The sequence below is a fragment of the Oceaniglobus ichthyenteri genome (assembly GCF_003057885.1).
GTDB lineage: Bacteria > Pseudomonadota > Alphaproteobacteria > Rhodobacterales > Rhodobacteraceae > Oceaniglobus > Oceaniglobus ichthyenteri.
Window position 1 is genome coordinate 36,668 of record NZ_QAGK01000007.1, and the last position, 20,604, is coordinate 57,271.

Annotated in this window: 18 protein-coding genes, 1 tRNA gene, 3 pseudogenes and 2 riboswitches; of the genes and pseudogenes, 7 read left to right on the forward strand and 15 right to left on the reverse strand. The window is 58.3% G+C overall.

From position 1 onward, the window contains the following. Positions 1-188 precede the first annotated feature (188 nt). From C8265_RS19765 to C8265_RS11815, 3 genes and pseudogenes are all read left to right on the forward strand, one after another. A pseudogene (locus C8265_RS19765) lies at positions 189-1,061 on the forward strand (transposase). Between the two features lie 155 nt (positions 1,062-1,216). Then, a complete protein-coding gene (locus C8265_RS19770) occupies positions 1,217-1,630 on the forward strand; it encodes a transposase (protein ID WP_240611058.1) in 414 nt (137 codons plus the stop codon). Between the two features lie 377 nt (positions 1,631-2,007). After that, positions 2,008-3,150, forward strand: a complete 1,143-nt coding sequence (locus tag C8265_RS11815) for a cytochrome P450 (RefSeq protein WP_108484229.1) — start codon at positions 2,008-2,010, stop codon at positions 3,148-3,150. 57 nt (positions 3,151-3,207) lie between these two features. On the opposite strand, the gene C8265_RS11820 is transcribed toward C8265_RS11815, so the two are convergent. The 5 genes from C8265_RS11820 to ubiT form a co-directional block, all read right to left on the reverse strand. Then, a complete protein-coding gene (locus tag C8265_RS11820) occupies positions 3,208-3,789 on the reverse strand; it encodes a Crp/Fnr family transcriptional regulator (protein ID WP_240611059.1) in 582 nt (193 codons plus the stop codon). A 240-nt stretch (positions 3,790-4,029) separates the two neighbouring features. Then, the gene (locus C8265_RS11825) at positions 4,030-4,536 is read right to left on the reverse strand and encodes a DUF2478 domain-containing protein (protein ID WP_108484231.1); all 507 of its coding nucleotides are present in this window, start codon (positions 4,534-4,536) and stop codon (positions 4,030-4,032) included. Positions 4,537-4,558: 22 nt separating this feature from the next. Continuing rightward, positions 4,559-5,464, reverse strand: a complete 906-nt coding sequence (ubiV, locus tag C8265_RS11830; RefSeq protein WP_108484232.1) for a ubiquinone anaerobic biosynthesis protein UbiV — start codon at positions 5,462-5,464, stop codon at positions 4,559-4,561. Between the two features lie 4 nt (positions 5,465-5,468). After that, positions 5,469-6,446, reverse strand: a complete 978-nt coding sequence (gene ubiU / locus C8265_RS11835; protein ID WP_108484233.1) for a ubiquinone anaerobic biosynthesis protein UbiU — start codon at positions 6,444-6,446, stop codon at positions 5,469-5,471. Further along, the gene (ubiT, locus tag C8265_RS11840) at positions 6,446-6,988 is read right to left on the reverse strand and encodes a ubiquinone anaerobic biosynthesis accessory factor UbiT (protein ID WP_240611060.1); all 543 of its coding nucleotides are present in this window, start codon (positions 6,986-6,988) and stop codon (positions 6,446-6,448) included. Before ubiT ends, ubiU begins: the two co-directional genes overlap by 1 nt. 136 nt (positions 6,989-7,124) lie before the next feature. Here ubiT and C8265_RS11845 point away from each other — a divergent pair, with 136 nt between their 5' ends. Both C8265_RS11845 and C8265_RS11850 read left to right on the forward strand, forming a co-directional pair. Further along, positions 7,125-8,633, forward strand: coding sequence for a UbiD family decarboxylase (locus C8265_RS11845; protein ID WP_108484235.1), 1,509 nt, complete (start codon positions 7,125-7,127; stop codon positions 8,631-8,633). Beyond that, positions 8,630-9,208, forward strand: a complete 579-nt coding sequence (locus C8265_RS11850) for a UbiX family flavin prenyltransferase (protein WP_108484236.1) — start codon at positions 8,630-8,632, stop codon at positions 9,206-9,208. Before C8265_RS11845 ends, C8265_RS11850 begins: the two co-directional genes overlap by 4 nt. Before the next feature lie 166 nt (positions 9,209-9,374). Here C8265_RS11850 and C8265_RS19775 read toward each other — a convergent pair. Then, positions 9,375-9,935: pseudogene (locus tag C8265_RS19775) on the reverse strand (transposase family protein); the annotation flags it as partial. Between the two features lie 31 nt (positions 9,936-9,966). Between C8265_RS19775 and C8265_RS11865 the strand changes: the two are divergent. Then, positions 9,967-10,178 (forward strand): annotated as a pseudogene (locus tag C8265_RS11865) (IS5/IS1182 family transposase); the annotation flags it as partial. Next, positions 10,175-10,756, forward strand: coding sequence for a hypothetical protein (locus C8265_RS20055; RefSeq protein ID WP_240611061.1), 582 nt, complete (start codon positions 10,175-10,177; stop codon positions 10,754-10,756). The pseudogene C8265_RS11865 and the gene C8265_RS20055, both read left to right, overlap by 4 nt. Here the strand turns inward: C8265_RS20055 and C8265_RS11875 are convergent. The 9 genes from C8265_RS11875 to C8265_RS11915 all read right to left on the reverse strand — a co-directional run bounded on the left by C8265_RS11875 (position 10,690) and on the right by C8265_RS11915 (position 20,564). Beyond that, positions 10,690-11,577, reverse strand: coding sequence for a methionine synthase (locus tag C8265_RS11875; protein WP_240611062.1), 888 nt, complete (start codon positions 11,575-11,577; stop codon positions 10,690-10,692). The genes C8265_RS20055 and C8265_RS11875 overlap by 67 nt on opposite strands. A 27-nt stretch (positions 11,578-11,604) precedes the next feature. Next, complete coding sequence (locus C8265_RS11880) at positions 11,605-12,588, reverse strand: DUF1852 domain-containing protein (protein WP_108484198.1); 984 nt, start codon at positions 12,586-12,588, stop codon at positions 11,605-11,607. Positions 12,589-12,715: 127 nt separating this feature from the next. Continuing rightward, positions 12,716-12,915: riboswitch (cobalamin riboswitch) on the reverse strand. A 147-nt stretch (positions 12,916-13,062) separates the two neighbouring features. Next, entirely contained in the window at positions 13,063-14,037 is a 975-nt protein-coding gene (gene nrdF, locus C8265_RS11885) for a class 1b ribonucleoside-diphosphate reductase subunit beta (RefSeq protein ID WP_108484240.1), read from the reverse strand. Between the two features lie 8 nt (positions 14,038-14,045). Next, positions 14,046-16,172 carry a class 1b ribonucleoside-diphosphate reductase subunit alpha gene (gene nrdE, locus C8265_RS11890; protein ID WP_108484241.1) on the reverse strand — a complete coding sequence of 709 codons (2,127 nt, stop codon included), beginning with the start codon at positions 16,170-16,172 and terminating at the stop codon, positions 14,046-14,048. Further along, positions 16,154-16,570 carry a class Ib ribonucleoside-diphosphate reductase assembly flavoprotein NrdI gene (gene nrdI, locus C8265_RS11895; RefSeq protein ID WP_108484242.1) on the reverse strand — a complete coding sequence of 139 codons (417 nt, stop codon included), beginning with the start codon at positions 16,568-16,570 and terminating at the stop codon, positions 16,154-16,156. Before nrdI ends, nrdE begins: the two co-directional genes overlap by 19 nt. A 3-nt stretch (positions 16,571-16,573) precedes the next feature. After that, positions 16,574-16,795: a glutaredoxin-like protein NrdH gene (nrdH, locus tag C8265_RS11900; protein WP_108484354.1), complete on the reverse strand. Its 222-nt coding sequence runs from the start codon at positions 16,793-16,795 to the stop codon at positions 16,574-16,576. A gap of 104 nt (positions 16,796-16,899) precedes the next feature. Continuing rightward, a riboswitch (cobalamin riboswitch) is annotated at positions 16,900-17,092 on the reverse strand. Between the two features lie 575 nt (positions 17,093-17,667). Next, positions 17,668-18,827 (reverse strand): IS3 family transposase gene (locus C8265_RS11905; RefSeq protein ID WP_240611063.1). Its coding sequence is split into 2 segments (ribosomal slippage): positions 17,668-18,578 and positions 18,578-18,827, totalling 1,161 coding nucleotides; the frame shifts between segments, so codons are not numbered across the junction. A 217-nt stretch (positions 18,828-19,044) separates the two neighbouring features. Beyond that, positions 19,045-19,119, reverse strand: a tRNA-Gln gene (locus C8265_RS11910). A gap of 77 nt (positions 19,120-19,196) precedes the next feature. Continuing rightward, positions 19,197-20,564: a mechanosensitive ion channel family protein gene (locus C8265_RS11915; RefSeq protein WP_108484243.1), complete on the reverse strand. Its 1,368-nt coding sequence runs from the start codon at positions 20,562-20,564 to the stop codon at positions 19,197-19,199. Positions 20,565-20,604: the final 40 nt, after the last annotated feature.

Consider the following 20,604-nt stretch of genomic DNA (forward strand, 5'->3'; position numbering starts at 1 on the left):
GGATCAGTCTGTAGAGGTTTCAAACGTCACGCCACATGCCTGAAACACGATCGCCGCTCAATCGTTCTGTAATGGCCCGAAGCCTGGATCATCCTGCTTGGTGCAGTTTTCGGGGTGGTTGCCGTGATCTTTGAAATCACCGGATATCGCGAAGCGCGCAATTCTTCGGATACACCGGAAGAAACAATATGATCGGGTCATCGATTGCCATTGTCGTCCTGCTTGCGCTTTGCTTTTTCGGGGTCCGGATCGGCATTGCCACATTGCTGGTGGGCGTGGTCGGCTTCGCCATCGAGCGGGGCATCGGGCCTGCCATGCTGATGAGCGGGCAGCGCATTCTCGATGATCCGATGAACTATAACCTTTCGGTGATTCCGCTGTTCGTTCTGATAGGTGTTTTCATCTACCGCGCCGATATCTCGGCCGAGCTTTATCAGGCGGCTTACCGGTCCCTTCGCAACACCAAAGGTGGCTTGGCCCATGCAACCGTTATCGCCTGCGCCGGGTTCTCAGCCGTCTACGATCGTCCCTTAGCTACCGTAGCCACGATGGCCAAGGTCGCCATGCCATCCATGCGAAATTATCGCTACAAGGATTCGCTTTCGACCGGGACGGTTCGCGACATTCGCGCCCACCTTGAGGATGTTTATGGCCTTCAGGTCTCGTCTGATCGGATCAGGCGCGTCACTGATGCCGTGCTGGACAAGGCCCGCGAATGCCAGAGCCGAGCGTTTGACCGAATGTATCCCACCGTTATCTTCGATGCGCTTCGGGTCAAAATCCGCAATGCCCCCTTTCGGGATCATCCTCCGGATGACCCTGCCGGGAAGTAGACAGCCGGATGGTGAAAAACAAGGCTGTCTACGTGGCCATTTGTCGTTGTCACTCGTACCAATGGCGCGAAATGGCTCACCGTCTCACGGGACGCCGTCCATGAGGTTCTGAGTCTCTGGATCGCCGAGAACGAGGGCGCCAAATTCTGGTTGTCGGTGATGAACGAGCGAACGAATCGCGGGTTTCAAGACATCCTCATCACTGTCGCGCCCTCTTATAGTTTGTAAGCAAACCACAGCCGGGTAATATATTGGCTCAAGGGCTTCCCTGACGCCATCGCGGCCGCCTTTCCCGATACCGCGGTGCAGCCGGGGCCTGTCCGTGCAAAGCTGAATTGGTCCACTGGACCAATTCCAAAACGCCCCCATCCTGCATCGTTCACTTGGTCCGTCAATCCCTGAAATTCTGCGCATGGAAGGATCGCAAGGCGGTGGCCGCCGACCTGCGTCAGATTTACGGTGCGCTGACCGCCGAGTTGGACGATTATGAGGGAAAATGGTCCGGGAAATACGCCTCGATTGCCCCGACATGGCGACGGGCATGGCAGATGGTGATCCCGCGCTTCGAAAGATCGTCTATCCTATCAATGTCATTGAAAGCCTTTAAACCGGTGATCCGGAAATCCATCACGACCAGAGGCTCGTTCCCAACCGAGGAGGCTGCGACCAAGCTGGTCTCCTGGCCATCCGCGACCATCGTGGGATTGATGCGCAGCTCTTGGTTCAGCTGCGCGAACGAAAATCGTGATGGCTGTATGGGGGGCCTTAACGGTGTGGGTGATTATGGCGACCCATGACGAAACTGTTCGTAATGCTCCCCTCCATTCTTTAGAAAGGATCGGCACCATCCCGCCGTGGGTTCAAACACCTGAATTTACCCATAATCCAACTTTACAGGGCTCAAAATCGGTCGATAACGAACACCTTTCTCATCGGTTTCGCCCGCTGAAACACCGGTATTCTCGATCTGAGTTGCCTTGCACAGATCAAAGTGTCGAGCCGCGATGGCAATCTTGGCCTGCAATGTCAAAGGCCGTCAGCGACCTTTTACCACCCTTGGCTAAATTCAAGTATAGCATCAATTGACAATCGTCATATTGGCCGCTTGAACCTGCATATACTCTTTGCCAACAGATAAATATCGAGGCTGAAATGGAAAAAGGGGACTCCTGCCATGATCGACCACATGCCTGAAGATGTATCTCCGGCTGGCCGCGATCTGCGGGCCTATACGGACCAATTGCGGCCTTTGCATCCGGTGATCAGAAACAATGTCGGCGACTGGGTTTTGCTTCGCCATGCGGATGTCGTTGCCGCCGCCTTGGACGATGAGCGATTTTCGAGCGCTGTTTCACGCCATTTGCAGATACCCAACGGGCTGGACGGCGCGGATCATACACGTTTTCGCGCTGTTATCGACCGGTACATGACCCAAGACGCACTGGCGCCGTTCCTGCAAAAATTTGAGGACGTGGCCGTGCAGTTGATGGCCAGTCTCCCACATGGCAAGCCGCTGGAGGCCGTTGGGGGCATCGGTGCCGTTTTTGCGGTGCGCGCGCAATGCGCATGGCTGGGATGGCCCGCCGATCTTGAGCCGAGACTGCTGGGCTGGATGGAAGCGAACCATGCGGCCACCAGATCCGGCGAGGACCAGCGAACGGCGCAGGTTGCTGCGGATTTCGACTCGATCATCGATTCCGTGCTCGCCCCGCGCCTGGCAGATATCGACGCAGCGCCGGACGACGTCACCACACAGCTTTGTCGCGATACCGTCGATGGCCGCCCGCTGAGCAGGGCCGAGCTCACCTCAATTCTGCGCAACTGGACCGGCGGTGATCTGGGGTCCATGGCGCTCTGTGTCGGGGTGCTGGTCGCACATTTGGCGGGGGATGCGAAGCTTGCAGGGCATTTGCGCCAGGCGTCCGACGCCGAAGTTGACCGTGTGATCGACGAAATCCTGCGGCTGGACGATCCGTTCATTTCCAACCGTCGCGTGACCACTTGCCCGGTTCAGATCAATGGCAGAGAGATTCCGGCCGGTGCCCGGATAAAGCTGATCTGGACATCCGCCAATCGCGACGAAGCGGTGTTTGGCGAAAATAATTTCGCGCCCGACACCAATGCCGCGGCAAATCTTGTCTATGGTATCGGCAGGCATGTCTGCCCCGGCCGTTATCTGGCCACTTGCCAGTTGCGAATTGCATTGCGGGCGTTGCTCGCTGCGGCGGAACGGCTCGAATTCGTCGCGGGTGATCCCCCGGAACGCGAGGTGTCACCTGTCGGAGGATATCGCCGGGTGCCGATCATGCTTGGTTGAAGTCGCCACCCGAAACGACCCAAGGGTTGCCTGTGGTCGCGGCTCTGCCCTCTGTGTCTAAAAGGATGCGGGAACGGCCATTCCGATGTCGCGCCCCGAAACGGTCAGGGTTCCATCATCCTTCAATTGGCGCAAAAGCCGTGACATGGTTTCAAGCCGCACGCCAATCAGATCGGCAAGATCCGAGCGTGACAGCGGCAGGTGCATGCACAGCCGATCGCCATGACGATGACCGTGGCGTTGCATCAATTCCAGCAGAAGATCGCGCAGCCGTTCCCGGTTCGGTTTGACGGAGGCCGAGATGATCCGGGCGTGATTGCTGTCAATTTCGGTCACACAGCGCTCTGCAATTCTTTGCAAGACCGCGGGGCTTGCGCGAATGACATTGGATACATCACGGTGCGCGACGATGCAGATCCGCGACGGTACCAGCGCGCGCGCCTCTGTCTTGTGCGGCGCATTCGCCAGAAACGACCGAAAGCCGATGATGTCGCCGGGATAGGCCAGCTTGATCAGCGTGGAGGTTCCGTCGGGGTGATGCGTGCGAACCGCGATTAACCCGGCCGAAACGCAGAAAACGCCGCGATTCTCGTCATCCTGCGCATAAAGCACCTGCTCGGCTGCCAGTTCCTTGCGCATGAAGCCGCGTTTCAAGAAAGACAGCCCGGCAGATTCAACCGGTTGCCAAACACTGCCTTGGTAAAAGGCGCATCCTTTGCAGGGATGATCCGATGTGTTGGTGATCATTTCCGTTCAGCTGCCCCATAGCGCCATGCGCATGCACGCTACCGAGACCCGCGGGCAGTGTCGATTGCGACCTATCACCGCGGACGGCACGAACCCACAAAGATCGGCGTTTTACCGTGCAGAATTGCGGGGTCAGCGCGTGCCCTTGCGATACCACGCAAGGATCGCGTCGGGCTGCGGCGCGAGTGCTGTGGCAAGCCCGCCCGCAAAGCTGTCAAAGGCGGGCTTACTTGCGCTGCCCACCCCGACCAGCACCGGAATGCCGTGCTCCAGCGCGGCGGCGATGGCGTTGCAGAACCCGCGCCCGGCGGCCTCTTCGGGGCCGAACTTGTTGAGGATGAACAAATCGGCGTTCTCAAAAGCGGCGGCCTCGACCGTTGCCACCGCATGGGCGATGGCGCCGGGATCAAGCCGACAGGCATCGGACCCTGCGCCCAGATCCTGGGTGATCTGGATCACTGGCCCCTCGGGCAGCACCCGCACCTTTGCGTCGCACCCGTTGGCAAAGCGGCTGTCGTGGCTGTGGTCTTTGACGATCCCGGCAAGGGTGGCGCCGTCTGCCTGCAATCGCTCTGCGATGTCGCTCAGCAATCGGTCGACTGCGCCGCGTTCGTCCGATGTGACAGACGCCATTTTCATCGCCGCTCTCCCGTTTCTTCGATCAATGCGGTGCGGGATTGCCCGACCAGTCCGCGCCACGCGCACCGGTCAGGAAGCCGTCGGACAGGCGAAGCCCTGCATCAATCGCCACAATCTTGTCCACCATCCCGTGCGCGTCCAGCGTCCCGTCCAGACGCTGCCGGTACAGCCCGCATATCGCGTCAAATCCCTTTGATTGTGGTGACAGGCGCAGCGCGCTGACGCCAGCCTCTGCAAGGGCCTCGATCTGATGCGCTGCGCAGGCGTGGCTGTCGGACAACGTCTGCACCCCGTTCATCGCCATAAAAGGCTGCCCGTCGAGCGTTTTGACGTCCAGCCCATCGGGGTCGTCCTCGCAGGCGAACTGGCAGTTATCCTTGGTGCGCCCGTGCATCCGCGCGTGATAGCAGCGGCCCGAAATCGCCAGCGGCAGGCGGCCATGGCCCCAAACCTCAATCGCGACGCCAGCATCGCCGCCCCCGCGCGCCAGACGCGCCACAGACTCCAGCGGCAATTCGGGCGGCAGGCAGATGCGCGTGGCCCCGCGCCGCGCCAGCCACGTAATCGTGCCCTCGTTATAGACGTTGACCATCGGGCCGACCCAGAACGGCGCGCCCTCTGGCAAATGGGCCAGCGCGGTCAGATCATTGACCTCGACAGGAATGCCCAGATCGGCCAACTCATTCGTCGCTTTACGTTCGCGCTTCAGCGTGACCAGTGCGAGGCTGGTCAGGGCGACCTCTTTGCCAGCGTCAACCAGCGTTTCAATCGCGTCGGGAATACGGTCCTGAAAGAACGGCAGGCGTTTGGAGCAGATCAACTCGCCCAGCACCAGCCGGTCGACCGGCGCCTTGGCCAGATCGTTGTAAAAGGCACTCCAGCGGTCTGCCGACCAGAAGAATTGGTTGGGGCCGACGGTCAGTTCCATATGCTCATCTCCACGTCTTTTTATAGGCGCCAGTGGTCATCGCCTGACCTTCGGACAGCCGCGCCAGCATTCCCTCGGGCATGGGCAGGCCCGCGTCCAGCGCATCCACCGCGGCGCGGAAATTGCGCACGACCTGCGCCACATAAGAGCGCGAGCGCTGCCGCCCTTCGATTTTAAGCGCGGTCACACCGGCCTTTTGCAGCTGCGGGATCAGTTGTTCGGCATTCAGGCTGACGGGATCCTCGAACAGATGCCCGGTTTTGTCGCCGGCGCTGAAACAGCCCTTGCACAGCGTCGGATAGGGGGCCGGTTGGTCCTTTCCCACACGATGGATCGTGTACCCGCCAAGGCGTGCATCCAGAACGCCGCCTTCGTCGTGGTATTCCACGTGGCTGGCAGGCGAGCAGACGCCGTTCATGTTGGGCGAGCGCCCCGTTGCATAGGACGACAGCGAACAGCGGCCCTCGGCCATGACGCACAAGCCGCCAAAAACGAAAACCTCGGTCTCGACATCGGTTTCGGCATTGATTGCGGCGATTTCCGGCACTGACAGGACACGCGGCAGCACCACGCGCTTGACCCCGAATGTATCGGCGTAAAAGTTGAGCGCATCGGCGTTGGATGCTGCCGCCTGCACCGAAAGATGCCGGCGCAGCCCGGGATGGTGGCGCGCGGCGTAATCCAGCAGGCCCAGATCGGCAAAGATGACCGCATCGGCACCGCAGCTTTCGGCATCGGCGACCGCCCGGTGCCACAGCGCCTCGTCCCCTGCGCGGGGAAAGGTATTGATGGCCACCAGAACCTTTGCGCCACGGGCATGTGCGAACGCGATACCCTCGCGCATTTCCGAGCGGTCGAAATTCAGACCGGGAAAATTGCGCGCATTCGTCTCGTCGGCAAAGCCGCAATAGATGGTATGCGCCCCGGCCGTCACGGCAGCGCGCAGCGAGGCGGGCGTGCCCGCCGGACAAACGATTTCCATTACCATGCCAGCCCCTCTTGCGCGCGGGTCAGACTGACCCCGCTATAGTGTTCAATTCGCATGAAAAACTTATGCAGCGGGCCTTTCATCGGCCCGCAATAGCGCGTGATTTCCTCAGACAGGTCCAATTCACTGTCATCAATCGCGTTGCGCAGCGCCAGCGCGGCCGAGGTGTCGCCCTCGACCACCAGATCGCGCGAAAAAAACAGCGCATCGCCGTCATAGGCGCCATGCACCAGCCCCAGCAGCGCCGCCAGCGGCCCCGCAATGCGCGCGGCACCCTCTCCCGGCCCGCGCATCAGCGTGACACGCGGCGCACCGCCATTGGGTTCAAGCACGATCACGAATGGCAGGTCGGTGGGGTCCAGCACAAACCGCGTGTGGCTGTATTCCCCCAATCTGCGAAACAGCGCCGGATGCCGCCGGGCAATGCCGCGCGAAAACATGGTAAGCGACAGCGACAAGGGCGACAGCGGCGCGGCGCGAAACGCAGTTGCCAGCACAGCGGGAAACTGCGGGATTTGTCCAGGGGACGGTGACACGTGGCGTTCCTTCATCGGCGATCATGCAATTCTTTTTTGTCTTAGCCGTGTGATTGGCAAATGAAATTGACGATCGTCAATTTCAGCCGGAATCATTGCTGATAGGTGCAGGGCAAATCGCCTGACAGGAAATCTCGTGCGCACTCTTCCCCCGTTTCTCAGCTTACGCGATTTTCTTGACTGGTGCGCGCGAAGCGATCAGTTGCAGCGCATTCCCGACCGCGTGCCCGTGCGCCACCAGATGACGGCCGTGCATCGCGCGGTGCTGGAGCGCGGCGGCCCGGTCCTTCGGTTCAACCGGCCCGTGCTGGAGGGCGGCGCAGAGGCGGATATTCCCGTCATCGCCAATCTTTTCGGCACTCCGGGCCGGGTGGCGGCGGGTCTGGGTGTCACGCCGGGCGGGTTGGACGATCTGGGCGCGTTTCTTGCGGCGCTGCGCGCGCCCGCGCCGCCCGGCGGTCTGCGCGATGCGCTGTCGCGCTGGCCAATGCTGAAGGCAGCCCTGTCCACGCGCCCGAAAATCACCCGCTCGGCCCCGGTGCAAGAGCGTGTCATCGAGGGCGACAGGGTCGATCTGTCAATGATCCCGGTGCAAACCCATTGGCCCGGCGATGCAGGCCCTTTGATCACCTGGCCAGTGGTGGTGACTCGCCCGCACGGCACGGCGGGCGCCGACATCAACCGCTACAACGCCGGTGTCTACCGCGCGCAGGTGTTGGGCCGCGACAAGATAATCATGCGCTGGCTGCCCCATCGCGGCGGCGCCGCCCACCATCAAAGCTGGGCGCGCCATGGCGCGCCTACTCCGGTCGCCATTGTCCTTGGAGCCGATCCGGCAACCTTGCTGTCCGCTGCCTTGCCCCTGCCTGAAACCGTGTCCGAGCTGAGTTTTGCGGGCGCGCTGAACAATGCGCGCCCCCGGCTGGTGCCCGCCAAAACCGTGGATCTCATGGTGCCGGCAGATGCCGAAATCGTGCTTGAGGGTTTGGTATCCCCGACCGCCCTGACGCCCGAAGGCCCGTTTGGCGATCATACCGGCTATTACAACCGGGCCGAGCCGTTTCCGGTGATGAAGGTGACCGCGATCACCCACCGGCGCGATCCGCTCTATCTGTCCACCTACACCGGCCGCCCGCCGGACGAGCCCGCCATCATCGGCGAGGTGTTCAACCGGCTGGCGCTGCCAACCATCCGCGCGCAGATCCCAGAAATCCGCGATTTGTGGCTGCCGCCCGCCGCCTGCTCTTATCGGATGGCGGTGGTCAGCATCGAAAAACGCTATCCCGGTCAGGCCCGGCGCGTGATGATGGCGCTGTGGGGGATGTTGCCGCAGTTCAGCTATACCAAGATGATCATCGTGGTCGACGCCGACCTGAACCCCTCCAACTGGGACGATATCGCTTGGGCGCTGGCGACACGCATGGACCCGTCGCGCGACGTTATGCTGATGGAGAATACACCGATGGATTACCTCGATTTTGCCTCTCCCAAGGCCGGACTGGCGGGAAAGATGGGCATTGACGCCACCATCAAGATCGGCACCGAAACAGGCCGCGAGTGGGGCGAGGTGATGCAGACCGCCCCCGAGGATGCCGCATTCGCCAGCGATCTGTTGTCGCGGCTGATGCCGGAGGGGGCACGATGAGCACGCCCCGCGTCGTCCTGGGGATTGCCGGGGCGTCTGGCGCCGCGCTGGGGCTGTCTGTTGCCCGCCAACTGGCAAAGATCGGCGCCGAGGTCGATCTGGTGACGAGCAGCGCCGCCGGGCGCACGCTGATCACCGAATGCGGCGCAGATGCGCAGGACGAGCTGCGCAGGCTGGTGGCGCGCTGGCATGACATCGCGGATATCGGCGCCAGCATCGCCTCGGGGTCGGTTCCGGTTGCGGGCATGATTGTTGCGCCCTGCTCGATGCGAAGTCTTGCCGCCATCGCGCACGGGCTGGACGACAACCTGCTGACCCGCGCCGCCAGCGTCCAGTTGAAAGAGCGCCGCCGCCTGATCCTGCTGACACGGGAGGCGCCGCTGACCCTTGCGCATCTGCGCAACATGACCGCCGCCACCGAAATGGGCGCCATCCTGTTACCACCGGTTCCGGCGTTCTACCTAATTCCCGAAAGTGTGGCCGATATCGTCGATCAGATCGCCGCGCGGGCGATCGACCTTTTGGCGATTTCGGCACCGTCGGCACGCCAATGGGCAGATCCCGCTATGCTATAGATTTTCCTCGCACCCCCACGAACGCACGGTCGTCTTTGCCGACAAGTTTCGCGGCGTGTCATATGTTGATGTAGTTGCCTATCTGAACCGCCTGAGTGACGATTCGCCGTTTGGAGGCAAGTCCAAATTCGACCTGTCCCGGTTGCGTTCTGGTCTCTCAATTCATTTAGGCAGCCTTTGGTTCGAAGGCCAAGGAGCTTTTGCCAGCTAACGACGAGTGGCGTCGTCGAGGATTATAGAACCCATTGATATATTGAAAATTGCCCCTTCGGCTTTGCGTCTGGTTTCCCAGCGGTTGCGCGCCTTGAGGTATTTGAGTAAAGTGAGGAGGATCAGGAAAGGCCCCAGTGGGGCCTTTTTCTGATAATCGCCTGAGCAATAGTGCGCCCCGCGGTCCGTGTGAGGGAGGCAGCCCACCGGTGGCTGTCGCAACAGCGAGACCTTGTCCGCCATTGGTCCGAGGACATTGGTCGAGCGCCATATCCAATGCCCGGATCGCCAGATCCCGCTTCATCCGATCATTGACCGCCCAGCCAATGACGCGGCCGAGGATGACCGCCAGATACAGCCGGCCCTCACTGGTCCAGATGTAGGAAATGTCGCCCGCCCATTTTTGGTTTGGGCCATCCATTGCCCGGCAGTGGTTTGCTTATAAACCATGAGAGGGAGCAAAGTAGTCCTGATCCGGCAATTTGGGCGCGATGTTGAAAACATGATTGCTGTCTGTCTTGCGTCGATAAATTTGATCCCCTAGGGTCAGGGAAGCGTTGAAAGACACGGGGATAAAGCCCCGCATTTCGGCCGGAAGTCTCGCGCCAAGCCCATCAAGCATGACAAGCGCCGCAACCGGATCGAAATCATTTCCGGAGAGCTCAAGGACGGGCGACGCGTCGCCACCCGCTACGACAGATGCCCGAAGGTCCTCCTCTCTGCCGTCGCTCTCGCCGCAACCGTCAAGTTCTGGCTATGAAACAAGATCGAGTCCTGACACTAGATCAAATTCTTAATGCTCTTCACCTTGTGTTTCTGGGTCTTGATAATCTTGACGCCATTCTCTCGCATCAATCGGCCCACGTGCCATTGCCCAACTTGATTCCCCAGTTCTTGCAGTTCTTCGGTCATGCGAGGTTGACCATAGCGTTGCAGGCTCATGCGGCGCTGTGCGCGGATATCCGCCAGGATCACCATATCACCGCGGTGCCTGCGGCTCATTGGGCGGTTTCGCCACCCGCGAAATCCTCGCAATGTGACCTGCGGGATGCGGCAGAAAAGCTCCACCGGCCAAACTTCTTTTCAAGCATCGGTAAAAGCAAAGCTCACCGGCTTTGGCCTGCAGAGAAACTTCTCGGAACATTACTGTGCAATGCCCTGCCAGTCAGTGTATCGCCGCCTTTTTTCCACTTCCCTGTCCTCGCGAAGCAGGCAGACTTCTTTGCGAAGGCGCTCGTTCTCCTTCTCAACATCATCGTGCGGACCCGACATCAGATCATCATGCTCCCTCTGGGGCCAGTGCTGCGCAATGCCCTGCCGGGCAACGGGTGCTTTTGAACCCACTTGTTCAGCGTCGAAAGCCCAACACCCAAATCCATCGGAACGCGCGAATGCTGACACTCAAGTGAGATCATGTCGATGGTGGATTTTTGCAATTTGGGGAAAACGCTTTCGTATTGCCGCCATTCCGCGCCAAGGGATTTTTTCCAATCCGTGTTGGCCTTGATGCCATACCCGTAACAGATATGAACCGCCGTTTCGCATTTCAGGCCCTCGGCGGCCTTTTCCAGGGCGGCGATCCCCCAATCGTTTACTTCGTCAAAGAAGACGTTGAAGGCCGGTTCGTCGAACTGGATGATATCGACACCCGCCGCTTCCAATTCCTTGGCTTCCTGGTTCAGGATCTTTGCAAATTCCCACGCCAGCTTTTCGCGGCTTTTGTAATGGTTGTCGTAAAGTGTGTCGATCATGGTCATCGGACCGGGCAGGGCCCATTTGATCGGGCGATCCGTTTGTGCGCGCAGGAATTTTGCATCCTCCACGAAAACCGGTCTTTGGCGTGACACGGCGCCGACAACTGTCGGAACGCTGGCATCGTAACGATCGCGGATCCTGACGGTTTCGCGCTGTTCGAAATCGACCCCGCCGAGGTTTTCGATGAACGTGGTCACGAAATGCTGGCGTGTCTGCTCTCCGTCGCTGACGATGTCGATGCCGGAACTTTGCTGATCGTGCAAAACCACGCGCAGCGCGTCCTGCTTGCCTTCGATCAATTCCTCTCCCTGCAGCTTCCAGGGTGACCAGAGGGTTTCGGGCTGCGCAAGCCAGGATGGTTTGGGCAGGCTTCCGGCGGTTGAGGTGGGCAACAATTTATTCATGATGGGTAACCTTGTCGTTTGTATGGATCAGGCAGCGTGCCGGGCGGACCATTCTTCAAGAATGTCGCGGTAGGGTTTTATGAGGTTTTCTTCGGCGAATTTTCCCTGTTCACCAGCGAGCCGACCACGTTCTTCGCGATCATAAACGATCTGGGGCAGCGAATAATCCAGATGCTTGAGGCTGGGCCGATAGCATTTTCCGGCAAGGGAGTTGGCATTATAGATTTCGGGCCGATAGATCCGTTGAAAGGTTTCCATCGTGCTGATCGTGCCGATCAGCTCCAGCGGGGAATAATCATTCAGAAGATCGCCGGTGAAATAAAATGCCAAGGGCGCAACGCTGTTTTCAGGCATGAAATAGCGAACCCGCAAACCCATCTTGGCGAAATACCGATCCGTCGCTGAAAATTCATCTTGGCGGTATTCCACGCCCAACACGGGATGTTCGTTTTCTGTCCGGTAATAGGTTTTGCTGCTCGAAACACTCAGGCAGATAACGGGCGGCTTTTTGAAGTGGTTTTTATAGTCGGGTGAGTTCACGAAACTTTTGAACAGGTTGCCATGCAGATCACCGAAATCCGCCGGTGCGCTGAACTGTGGCCGCCCCTCGTTATGCTGGGGCAGCAGGACGCTGAAATCGTAATCCCGCACATAGGAGGAAAAGTTGTTGCCCACGATCCCGTCGATACGTGTGTTGTTTTGCCGGTCCAGAATGGTCGGCTTCAACATTTCGATCAACGGAAAGGCATCCACGCGGCGTCCATCGCCGATGCTGATTTCGGCGGTGATGATGTCAAGCTCGACGGTATAGCGATCCGCGTTGGGATTGTCCCAATGGGCCAGCGCGTTGAAACGGTTGTTGATCATCGTGAAGGTGTTGCGCAAATTCTCTTGCCGGCGATTTCCTCGGGCCAGATTGGCAAAGTTGGTCGTGGCGCGCGTGCTGTCCGAAGGGTGATAATCTTCGTCGAAACGAATGCTCTTGATCGCATAAGCGAGGTCTCTTGTCATTTTGACATGCCTTCTGAGCGGCTTGAACAGGCAAGCCTTGAAAACCAAATACTCTTCGCGAGCAAAATCGCGAAGCGGCGATGTCACCTTGCGGATGGGCCGCCCCCGACACGCCCACCGCGGCCGGAACAGGTGAATGATCAAGGCAGGTTTCCTGACTTGCGGATCGTCGCACTGTTTAACCGCAGCAGGCGCAAAACCTGCGCCGACAGCATGTTGAACAGGCTTTCCGCCTACAGTTGCGGGGGCAGTTCTGGATTTGGCGACAGTCTTACCAGATTCCCTTTTCCCCGGGGCTTTCCCGGCACCTTGATCTGTCGGCAAGGTCGGCCGGAACGCCCCCCGTGTCAACGCAACCCGAGCGTGGAAATATTCATGTTGAATATGAGGTTAGCACGAGTTTGGCGAAAACGACGGCGCCATAATCGGCTCGCCTGCACCTCTTGATTGTTTAGTCCGATAGATGGCTGTTTCCTAAAAATCCCAATCTTCGTCCTCGGTCGCGACTGCCTTGCCGATCACATATGACGACCCGCTGCCGGAAAAGAAATCGTGGTTTTCGCTGTCGGGTGAAAGGGCGGCCAGGATCGCGGGGTTCACCTCGCAGGCTTGCGCGGGGAACAGCGCCTCATAGCCCAAATTTTGCAACGCCTTGTTGGCGTTGTAATGCAGGAATGCCTTTACGTCCTCGGTCAGGCCAAGATCGTCATAGAGTTCTGCCGTATATTGCGCCTCGATTTCGTAAAGGTCGAACATCAGCGCGAAGGCGAAATCCTTGAGGGCCGCGCGCTCCGTTTCAGACATGAGTTCGGTTGCGCGCTGGAACTTGTAACCGATGTAGTAGCCGTGAATAGCCTCGTCGCGAATGATCAGTCGGATCAGATCGGCGGTGTTGGTCAGCTTGGCGCGGCTGGACCAATACATTGGCAGGTAAAAGCCGGAATAGAACAGGAAGCTTTCCAGAAATACCGATGCGATCTTGCGTTTATTCGGGTCGGCCGCGGCATTGTATTCCTGCAAGATCAAGCGTGACTTGGACTGAAGATGCGGGTTTTCTTCGGACCAGCGAAATGCCTCGTCTACTTCTTTCGTCGAACACAGCGTCGAAAAGATCGAGGAATACGACCGGGCATGCACCGCCTCCATGAACGCGATATTTGTCAGCACCGCCTCTTCGTGCGGGGTTTGCGCATCGGGCAGCAGCGACGGTGCGCCAACGGTGTTCTGGATTGTGTCCAGCAAGGTCAGCCCGGTCAGGACGCGGATCGTCAGCGTGCGTTCGACGTCGGTCAGCGTGGCCCAGCTTTGAACATCATTGGACAGCGGCACCTTTTCGGGAAGCCAGAAATTGACGGTCAGGCGGTTCCAGACCTCAAGATCCTTGTCATCTTGAATGCGATTCCAGTTGATGGCGCGCGGCACGATGGTGGTATGGTTCAAGTCTTTCATGTCAATTCTCACAATGTGCAGGAAACGCAGCCTTCGACCTCGGTGCCCTCAAGGGCGGTCTGGCGCAGGCGGATGTAATAGATGGTTTTAATGCCCTTCTTCCACGCATAGATCTGTGCGCGGTTGATATCACGGGTTGTGGCATCAGCAGGAAAGAACAGGGTCAGCGACAGGCCCTGATCGACATGCTCTGTCGCCGCCGCGTAGGTGTCGATAATCGCCTCGGGTCCGATTTCATAAGCATCGCGGTAGAATTCCAGATTATCGTTATTCATGAACGGGGCGGGATAATAGACGCGGCCGATCTTGCCCTCTTTACGAATCTCGATCCTGGACACGATGGGATGGATAGAAGAGGTCGAGTTGTTGATATAACTGATCGAACCTGTTGGCGGCACGGCCTGAAGGTTGCGATTGTAAAGACCATGCTTCATCACGCTGTCGCGCAGTTTTGACCAGTCGTTGCGGGTGGGCAGGTGCATGTCCTTGAACAGCGCCTTGACCGCATCGCTTTCGGGCAGCCAGTCGCGCGTCGTATACCGCCCAAAAAAGCTACCATCGGCGTATTTTGACGCCTGGAAACCTTCAAAGGATTGGCCTTTTTCTTGCGCCAAAAGGTTTGATGCGCGGATCGCGTGATAGGTGATTGTGGCAAAATAGACCGAGGTGAATTCAATCCCCTCGGGACTGCCGTAATGGATGCGTTCGCGCGCCAGATAACCGTGCAGGTTCATCTGACCCAGCCCGATCGCATGGCTTAGATCATTGCCCTTTCGAATTGACGGAACTGAATCGATGGTCGACATTTCCGATACTGCCGTCAGCATTCTAATGGCGGTTTCGACAGTCGCACCGAAATCGGGACCATCCATCGTTTTTGCAATGTTAAGAGAGCCGAGGTTGCAGGAAATATCCGAACCCATGTGATCATAGCTTAGATCGTCGTGGAAGGTGCTGGCCTCATTCACTTGCAGGATTTCCGAACACAGATTGGACATGGAAATACGTCCCGCAATGGGGTTTGCCCGGTTTACCGTGTCTTCGAACATGATATAGGGATAGCCGCTTTCGAACTGGATTTCGGCCAGCGTTTGAAAGAACTGCCGCGCATTAATCTTCTTCTTGCGAATGCGCTTGTCGTCGACCATCTCGGCATATTTGTCGGTTACCGAAATTTCCGAAAACGGCCTGTCATAAACAGCCTCCACATCATGGGGCGAGAACAAATACATGTCCGCGTTGTTGCGCGCCAATTCAAAGGTGATGTCGGGGATGACCACCCCAAGGCTCAGGGTTTTGATGCGTATTTTCTCATCGGCATTTTCGCGTTTGGTATCAAGAAAACTCAGGATGTCAGGGTGATGCGCGTGTAAATAAACCGCGCCCGCGCCCTGCCGTGCGCCAAGTTGGTTGGCGTAGGAAAACGAATCCTCGAGCAATTTCATCACGGGGATGACACCTGATGATTGGTTTTCGATCCCCTTGATCGGCGCGCCATGTTCGCGGATGTTGGTCAGCATCAGCGCCACGCCGCCGCCACGTTTGGATAGCTGGAGCGACGAGTTGATGCCGCGCCCGATGCTTTCCATATTGTCTTCCAAACGAAGCAGAAAACACGAGATCAATTCGCCCCGGCTCTGCTTGCCAGCATTAAGGAAAGTTGGCGTAGCGGGCTGGAACCGGCCCGACAGGATTTCTTCCACAAAGCGCATCGCCTGTTCCTGATCACCCTGCGCCAAGGACAGTGCCACCATCACCACACGGTCTTCGTAACGTTCAAGATACCGTTTTCCATCGCGGGTTTTCAGCGTGTAGGACGTGTAATACTTGAACGCGCCAAGAAAGGTTGGAAACCGGAATTTATGAGCAAAAGCAGCGGCCCATATCTTGTGCAAAAACGGGCGCGGATAGGCGTCAAGAACGCCAGCCTCGTAATATCCTTCGTCCACCAGATAGCCCAGTTTCTCATCCAGCGAGTGAAAGAAAACGGTGTTCTGGTTCACATGCTGTAGAAAATATTGCCGCGCGGCCATTCGGTCTGCGTCGAACCGGATTTGACCACTATCGTCATAAAGGTTCAGCATCGCGTTGAGCGCGTGATAATCCATCGCCGTATTCACACCATCGTCGAGCATTCTGCACTCCAAAATTTGTTAAGCCCCTCACGGATGCGGGCGATGTCTATCTCTGTTCCGGCCATCTCAAAGCGATACAGCACCGGCACGTTACATTTGGCGGCGATCACCTTGGCTGACAGCGCGAACGTTGCGCCAAAGTTGCGGTTTCCCGCACCGATCACACCTTGCAAAAGGGCGCGATTGGCCGGACGGTTGAGGAACCGGATCACCTGTTTTGGAACAGCGCCACGTCCGGCCCCGTCGGCGAATGTGGGACAAATCAAAACGAACGGGCGCTCGGGCGATGGCATCGGCTCCGCAGGCCGGACCGGAATGCGATCGGCGTTCATGCCCAGCGACCTAACCAGCCGCGCAGTATTGCCAGAAACCGACGAGTAATAGACCAGCCCAGTCATGTGTCAGACCAACTGACTGATCATATCGGGGCGAAATCCGGCCCAATGCGCGCCATCCGCCACAACGACAGGAGCCTGCCGGTAGCCCATCGCGGCCACTTCCTGCATGGCGTTGGCATCTTGGGTCAAATCGATGACGCGGTAATCCAGCCCCCGTAAATCCAACGCGCGTGTGGTGGCGGTGCATTGCACACAAGCCGGTTTCGAGTAAACGATGATATTCATGCCCAAGTTCCTGTATTCTGCAGCAAAAGGAAACAGGGGCGCGCAGGAACCTGACCCGATCAGGGGCAGGAGCACAAACACGTCCCCGAGCCCTCCGCTCGTGGTTGTCGTATCGTGCTTGGGCAGGTATCCTGGCTCGCGGCTCAATCGCGTCGGCCCACCTTCCCGACGCAACTGCGCCAGTGGTTATGGGGCCAAAACTTGCCGCTTACAGTTGCGGGGGCAGCGCCGGTATTACACCGGCTTCCCTCTTAGCCTGCGACTCACGCCACAGGAACCAAAGCAGCTATATATTGCGATGATCAGGCCGAAGGTGTCAATATACGGACTTTCAAGTTGTGTGTATTTTGGATTCCGTGAAAAATTGTTTCCCTACTATTCACAAGAAAAAGCTTTTGGCGCGCCATATTTGCGTGCGATAGCTTCGCGAACGACGCTTCCGGTGGCGGGGTGGCCCTGATAATCCGCTTCTAACTACGGGGATGGCGCCATAACGGAATTCATCAACGTTCATGCAGACCGCGAAGACGACATCATTGGCCTGTTCAAGGATACTTTCCCGGAGACCGAGGGAGAGGCCGAAGGCGATCTAATCTTCAACCTGGTGACCAGCATATTCGACAGAGGTGCCCAAGATGACATTGAACCGCCCCGGGTTTACCGGAGACATTCTGGTTCAACGATAAAAGCGGTTTGCATTTAATGTTGAGGCATATCCGGCAGCTTTGATGAAGTTTCAGCATTCCTGTGGATCGAAGATGTCACAGATGTCACCGAGCGCCTCCAACAGGGCTTCGAAGGTTCTGGCCCCGATCCGTCGTGAGTCGGCTTTGAGCTTCGAGAAGGTGACCTGCCCCCCGCTGCTCTCTTATTCATAACGAGAGTCTGCAGGTTGGACTTGGGTATTCCGGTTTTCCGTCTGACGCAAGCGCGCCGGGCGAGGAGCCCTCAAATTGCTCAAATGCTCGGCGCGCTTGCAGTGGCGCCTTGTTCCCCAGAGATGAGTGCGGCCTGACGGTGTTGTAGTCGTAGCGCCACAAGGCCCGCTTGCGCCGTGCATCGTCCAGGGTGTCGAATAGTTCCTCATTCAGCAGTTCATCGCGCAGGCTGCCGTTGAAGCTCTCGATGAAGGCGTTCTGCTGGGGCTTGCCTGGATCGATATAGTGCCATGGGACCTCGTTCTCGTCGGCCCATTTCAGGATCGCCCGACTGGTGAACTCTGTCCCATTATCACTGACAATGCAGCCGGGCTTGCCGTAGACCCGGATCAGGGCGCTGAGTTCCCGGGCCACTCGTGCGCCCGACAGGCTGGTGTCCGCCACGAGGCACAGGCATTCCCGGGTGCAGTCGTTGATCACCGCCAAGATCCGGAATTTCCTGGAGGCGCCGAAGCTGTCGGATACGAAGTCCAGGGACCAACGCGCGCCCCGATGCGCGGCAACCGGCAGCGGTGTCTTGCTGCCGCGCGCCCGTTTCCGGCCGCGCCGCCGCTTCACCGACAGCCCTTCCTCGCGGTAGATACGATACAGCTTCTTGTGGTTCATGATCATACCCTTGCGTTCGAGCAGTACGCCGATCCGGCGGTAGCCAAACCGGCGCCGCTTTCCGGCGATCTCCTGCATCTCCTTGCGGATCTCAGGGCAATCCGGCGGGCGTTGGCGCCGGACCGTCTTGGGATCGACACCGACAAGCCGGCAGGCCCGACGCTGCGAGATATCATGATCCCGCATCGCCCTGAGCGCTGCCTCTCGCCGCTTGGTCAATGTCGTCAGTTCTTTCCCAGCAGGTCCTTCAACACGACATTGTTCAACATGGTGTCGGCCAACAGGCGCTTGAGCTTGGCGTTCTCGTCCTCGAGGGCCTTCAGTCTGGCCGCCTCAGACACTTCCATGCCGCCAAACGTGAACTTGAATTTGTAGAACGTCGCCGGGCTGAGGCCATGCCTACGGCACACCTCGGCCGTCGGTATACCTGCCTCCTGCTCCTTGATATTCCCGATAATCTGCGCCTCGGTGAAACGGCTCTTTCGCATTCGTCTGCTCCTTAAAAGTTCGCGCAGACTCTACATCACGGTGAGGGATTTCGCGGGGGGCAGGTCAGTGGACGAAGTGCCTGGCTTTCGGTGGTCACGCGATGGTGCGTGTAAACGCTTGTGCAGACATTTGCGTAAACACTTGTGCGACTAAAGCCTCAGATCATTCCAGCCAAGATGCTGGGCGCTCTGAATCCAAACGATAATCCTGGAAAGTTGGCTGGGGTGGTAGGATTCGAACCTACGATACACGGTACCAAAAACCGATGCCTTACCGCTTGGCTACACCCCAACGTGCGCCGTTGTCTACTGTTGGTGCGCCCGCGGTGCAAGGGGTAAAAGCCAATCATTTGGTTGTTTTTGTGGATTTTATTCTATCGGCGCATTGCGGCGCAGAAGATCGGGGTTTGTGTCGTCGTTTCGTTCGGCCTCAATCATGTTTTCCAGGGCTTCGTCGTCGACTGCGTTCACGCCGATCACCCCTTTGGTTTCCGGGGTCGGGGCGGGTTTTTCAGCGGATTCGGTTTCGGTAATCGTTGCCGTTTCCGGGAAACCGCCGGGCAGGGCCGCGCCTTCGAGGCGGATGCGATATGTCGTGTCGGGAATCGCAAACCCGGCTTCTTCGATGGCCTGTTTGACAAGGCGCAGCGTTTCGCCACGCGCGCGCAAAAGCGACGTTTTGCTTTGATCGATCCAGCCGGTGACCGTAAACACCACGCCCGAATCTGTCATGTCTTCGATCCAGACCGAGGTGCCCGGCGTATCCAGGGTGAACGGCATCGCGCTGACCGTTTCTTCGATCAGGCTGCGCACGGCGGCCAGATCGCTGTCGGATTCAACGCCGATCTTGAACAGGAAACGGCGTTCTCGGTTACGGGTGAAATTGACGATCCGGCTTTTGAACACGGTCGAATTGGGAATGCGGATGTGATTGCCGTCAAAGGATAAAAGGATGGTTGCCCGGCTGGTCAGGCGAATGACCTTGCCCTGATCGCCGTTGATTTCCACCGCATCGTTGGGCTGAAACGGTTGGCGAATCGACAGCATGATCGAGGCGATGAAATTTTCCACTGTGTCGCGCACAGCAAAACCGATGGCCAGACCAATGATACCCGCCGCGCCAAGGATCGTGCCCAAAAGTGCTGTGGCATTCAGGATGTCCAACGCGATCACGATCCCGACAACGATAAAAACCAGCCCGACGATTTGGCGATAGATGTTGGCGATAAACGCATTGGGCGCAAACCGTTCCCAAGGTTGATGCATCCGGGCGACGCGTAGGCCGATGAACCACACAAACGCCGCCGCCGCCACAGCCACCGCAAACAGGGGCAGCACCGCGATGGTCTGGCGCACCCGCACCTGCATCCGTTCAATCGCGGGATTCAGGCGTTTGGCAAGATCGGTGGTTTCTGTGACTTCGTCCTGAATGGTTACCACGCCATCAATGCCGGTGATCAGCTCTTCCAACCGGGCCAGGGCGGTGGCATCCACCACTTCGCCCGATAATATGACGATGCCCGATCGCACGGAAAACATCACGCCTTCATATCCGTCCAGTTCGATCAGGATGGCGCGGATCCGTTCAGCGATGCGTGTATCGGTTGCCTGACTTTGTTCCGCATCGGTGAGGGTGCGCGTTACCTCGGCTTCGGGGGTGTCCTGGGCAATGGCGGGCAGGGGGGCGGTGACACCGATCACAAGGATCAGCGACAAAAGGTAAACAAACGGTTTCATCGGCCATCTTTCGCTAAACGCTTTGCGCTCAGGTTAGATG

Coding starts and splice junctions, on each gene's coding strand:
- C8265_RS11815 (WP_108484229.1), top strand. CDS start 2,008: ATGATCGACCACATGCCTGAAGATGTATCTCCGGCTGGCCGCGATCTG.
- C8265_RS11820 (WP_240611059.1), bottom strand. CDS start 3,789: ATGCGCAAGGAACTGGCAGCCGAGCAGGTGCTTTATGCGCAGGATGAC.
- C8265_RS11825 (WP_108484231.1), bottom strand. CDS start 4,536: ATGAAAATGGCGTCTGTCACATCGGACGAACGCGGCGCAGTCGACCGA.
- ubiV (WP_108484232.1), bottom strand. CDS start 5,464: ATGGAACTGACCGTCGGCCCCAACCAATTCTTCTGGTCGGCAGACCGC.
- ubiU (WP_108484233.1), bottom strand. CDS start 6,446: ATGGAAATCGTTTGTCCGGCGGGCACGCCCGCCTCGCTGCGCGCTGCC.
- C8265_RS11850 (WP_108484236.1), top strand. CDS start 8,630: ATGAGCACGCCCCGCGTCGTCCTGGGGATTGCCGGGGCGTCTGGCGCC.
- C8265_RS20055 (WP_240611061.1), top strand. CDS start 10,175: ATGAAACAAGATCGAGTCCTGACACTAGATCAAATTCTTAATGCTCTT.
- C8265_RS11875 (WP_240611062.1), bottom strand. CDS start 11,577: ATGAATAAATTGTTGCCCACCTCAACCGCCGGAAGCCTGCCCAAACCA.
- C8265_RS11880 (WP_108484198.1), bottom strand. CDS start 12,588: ATGACAAGAGACCTCGCTTATGCGATCAAGAGCATTCGTTTCGACGAA.
- nrdF (WP_108484240.1), bottom strand. CDS start 14,037: ATGAAAGACTTGAACCATACCACCATCGTGCCGCGCGCCATCAACTGG.
- nrdE (WP_108484241.1), bottom strand. CDS start 16,172: ATGCTCGACGATGGTGTGAATACGGCGATGGATTATCACGCGCTCAAC.
- nrdI (WP_108484242.1), bottom strand. CDS start 16,570: ATGACTGGGCTGGTCTATTACTCGTCGGTTTCTGGCAATACTGCGCGG.
- nrdH (WP_108484354.1), bottom strand. CDS start 16,795: ATGAATATCATCGTTTACTCGAAACCGGCTTGTGTGCAATGCACCGCC.
- C8265_RS11915 (WP_108484243.1), bottom strand. CDS start 20,564: ATGAAACCGTTTGTTTACCTTTTGTCGCTGATCCTTGTGATCGGTGTC.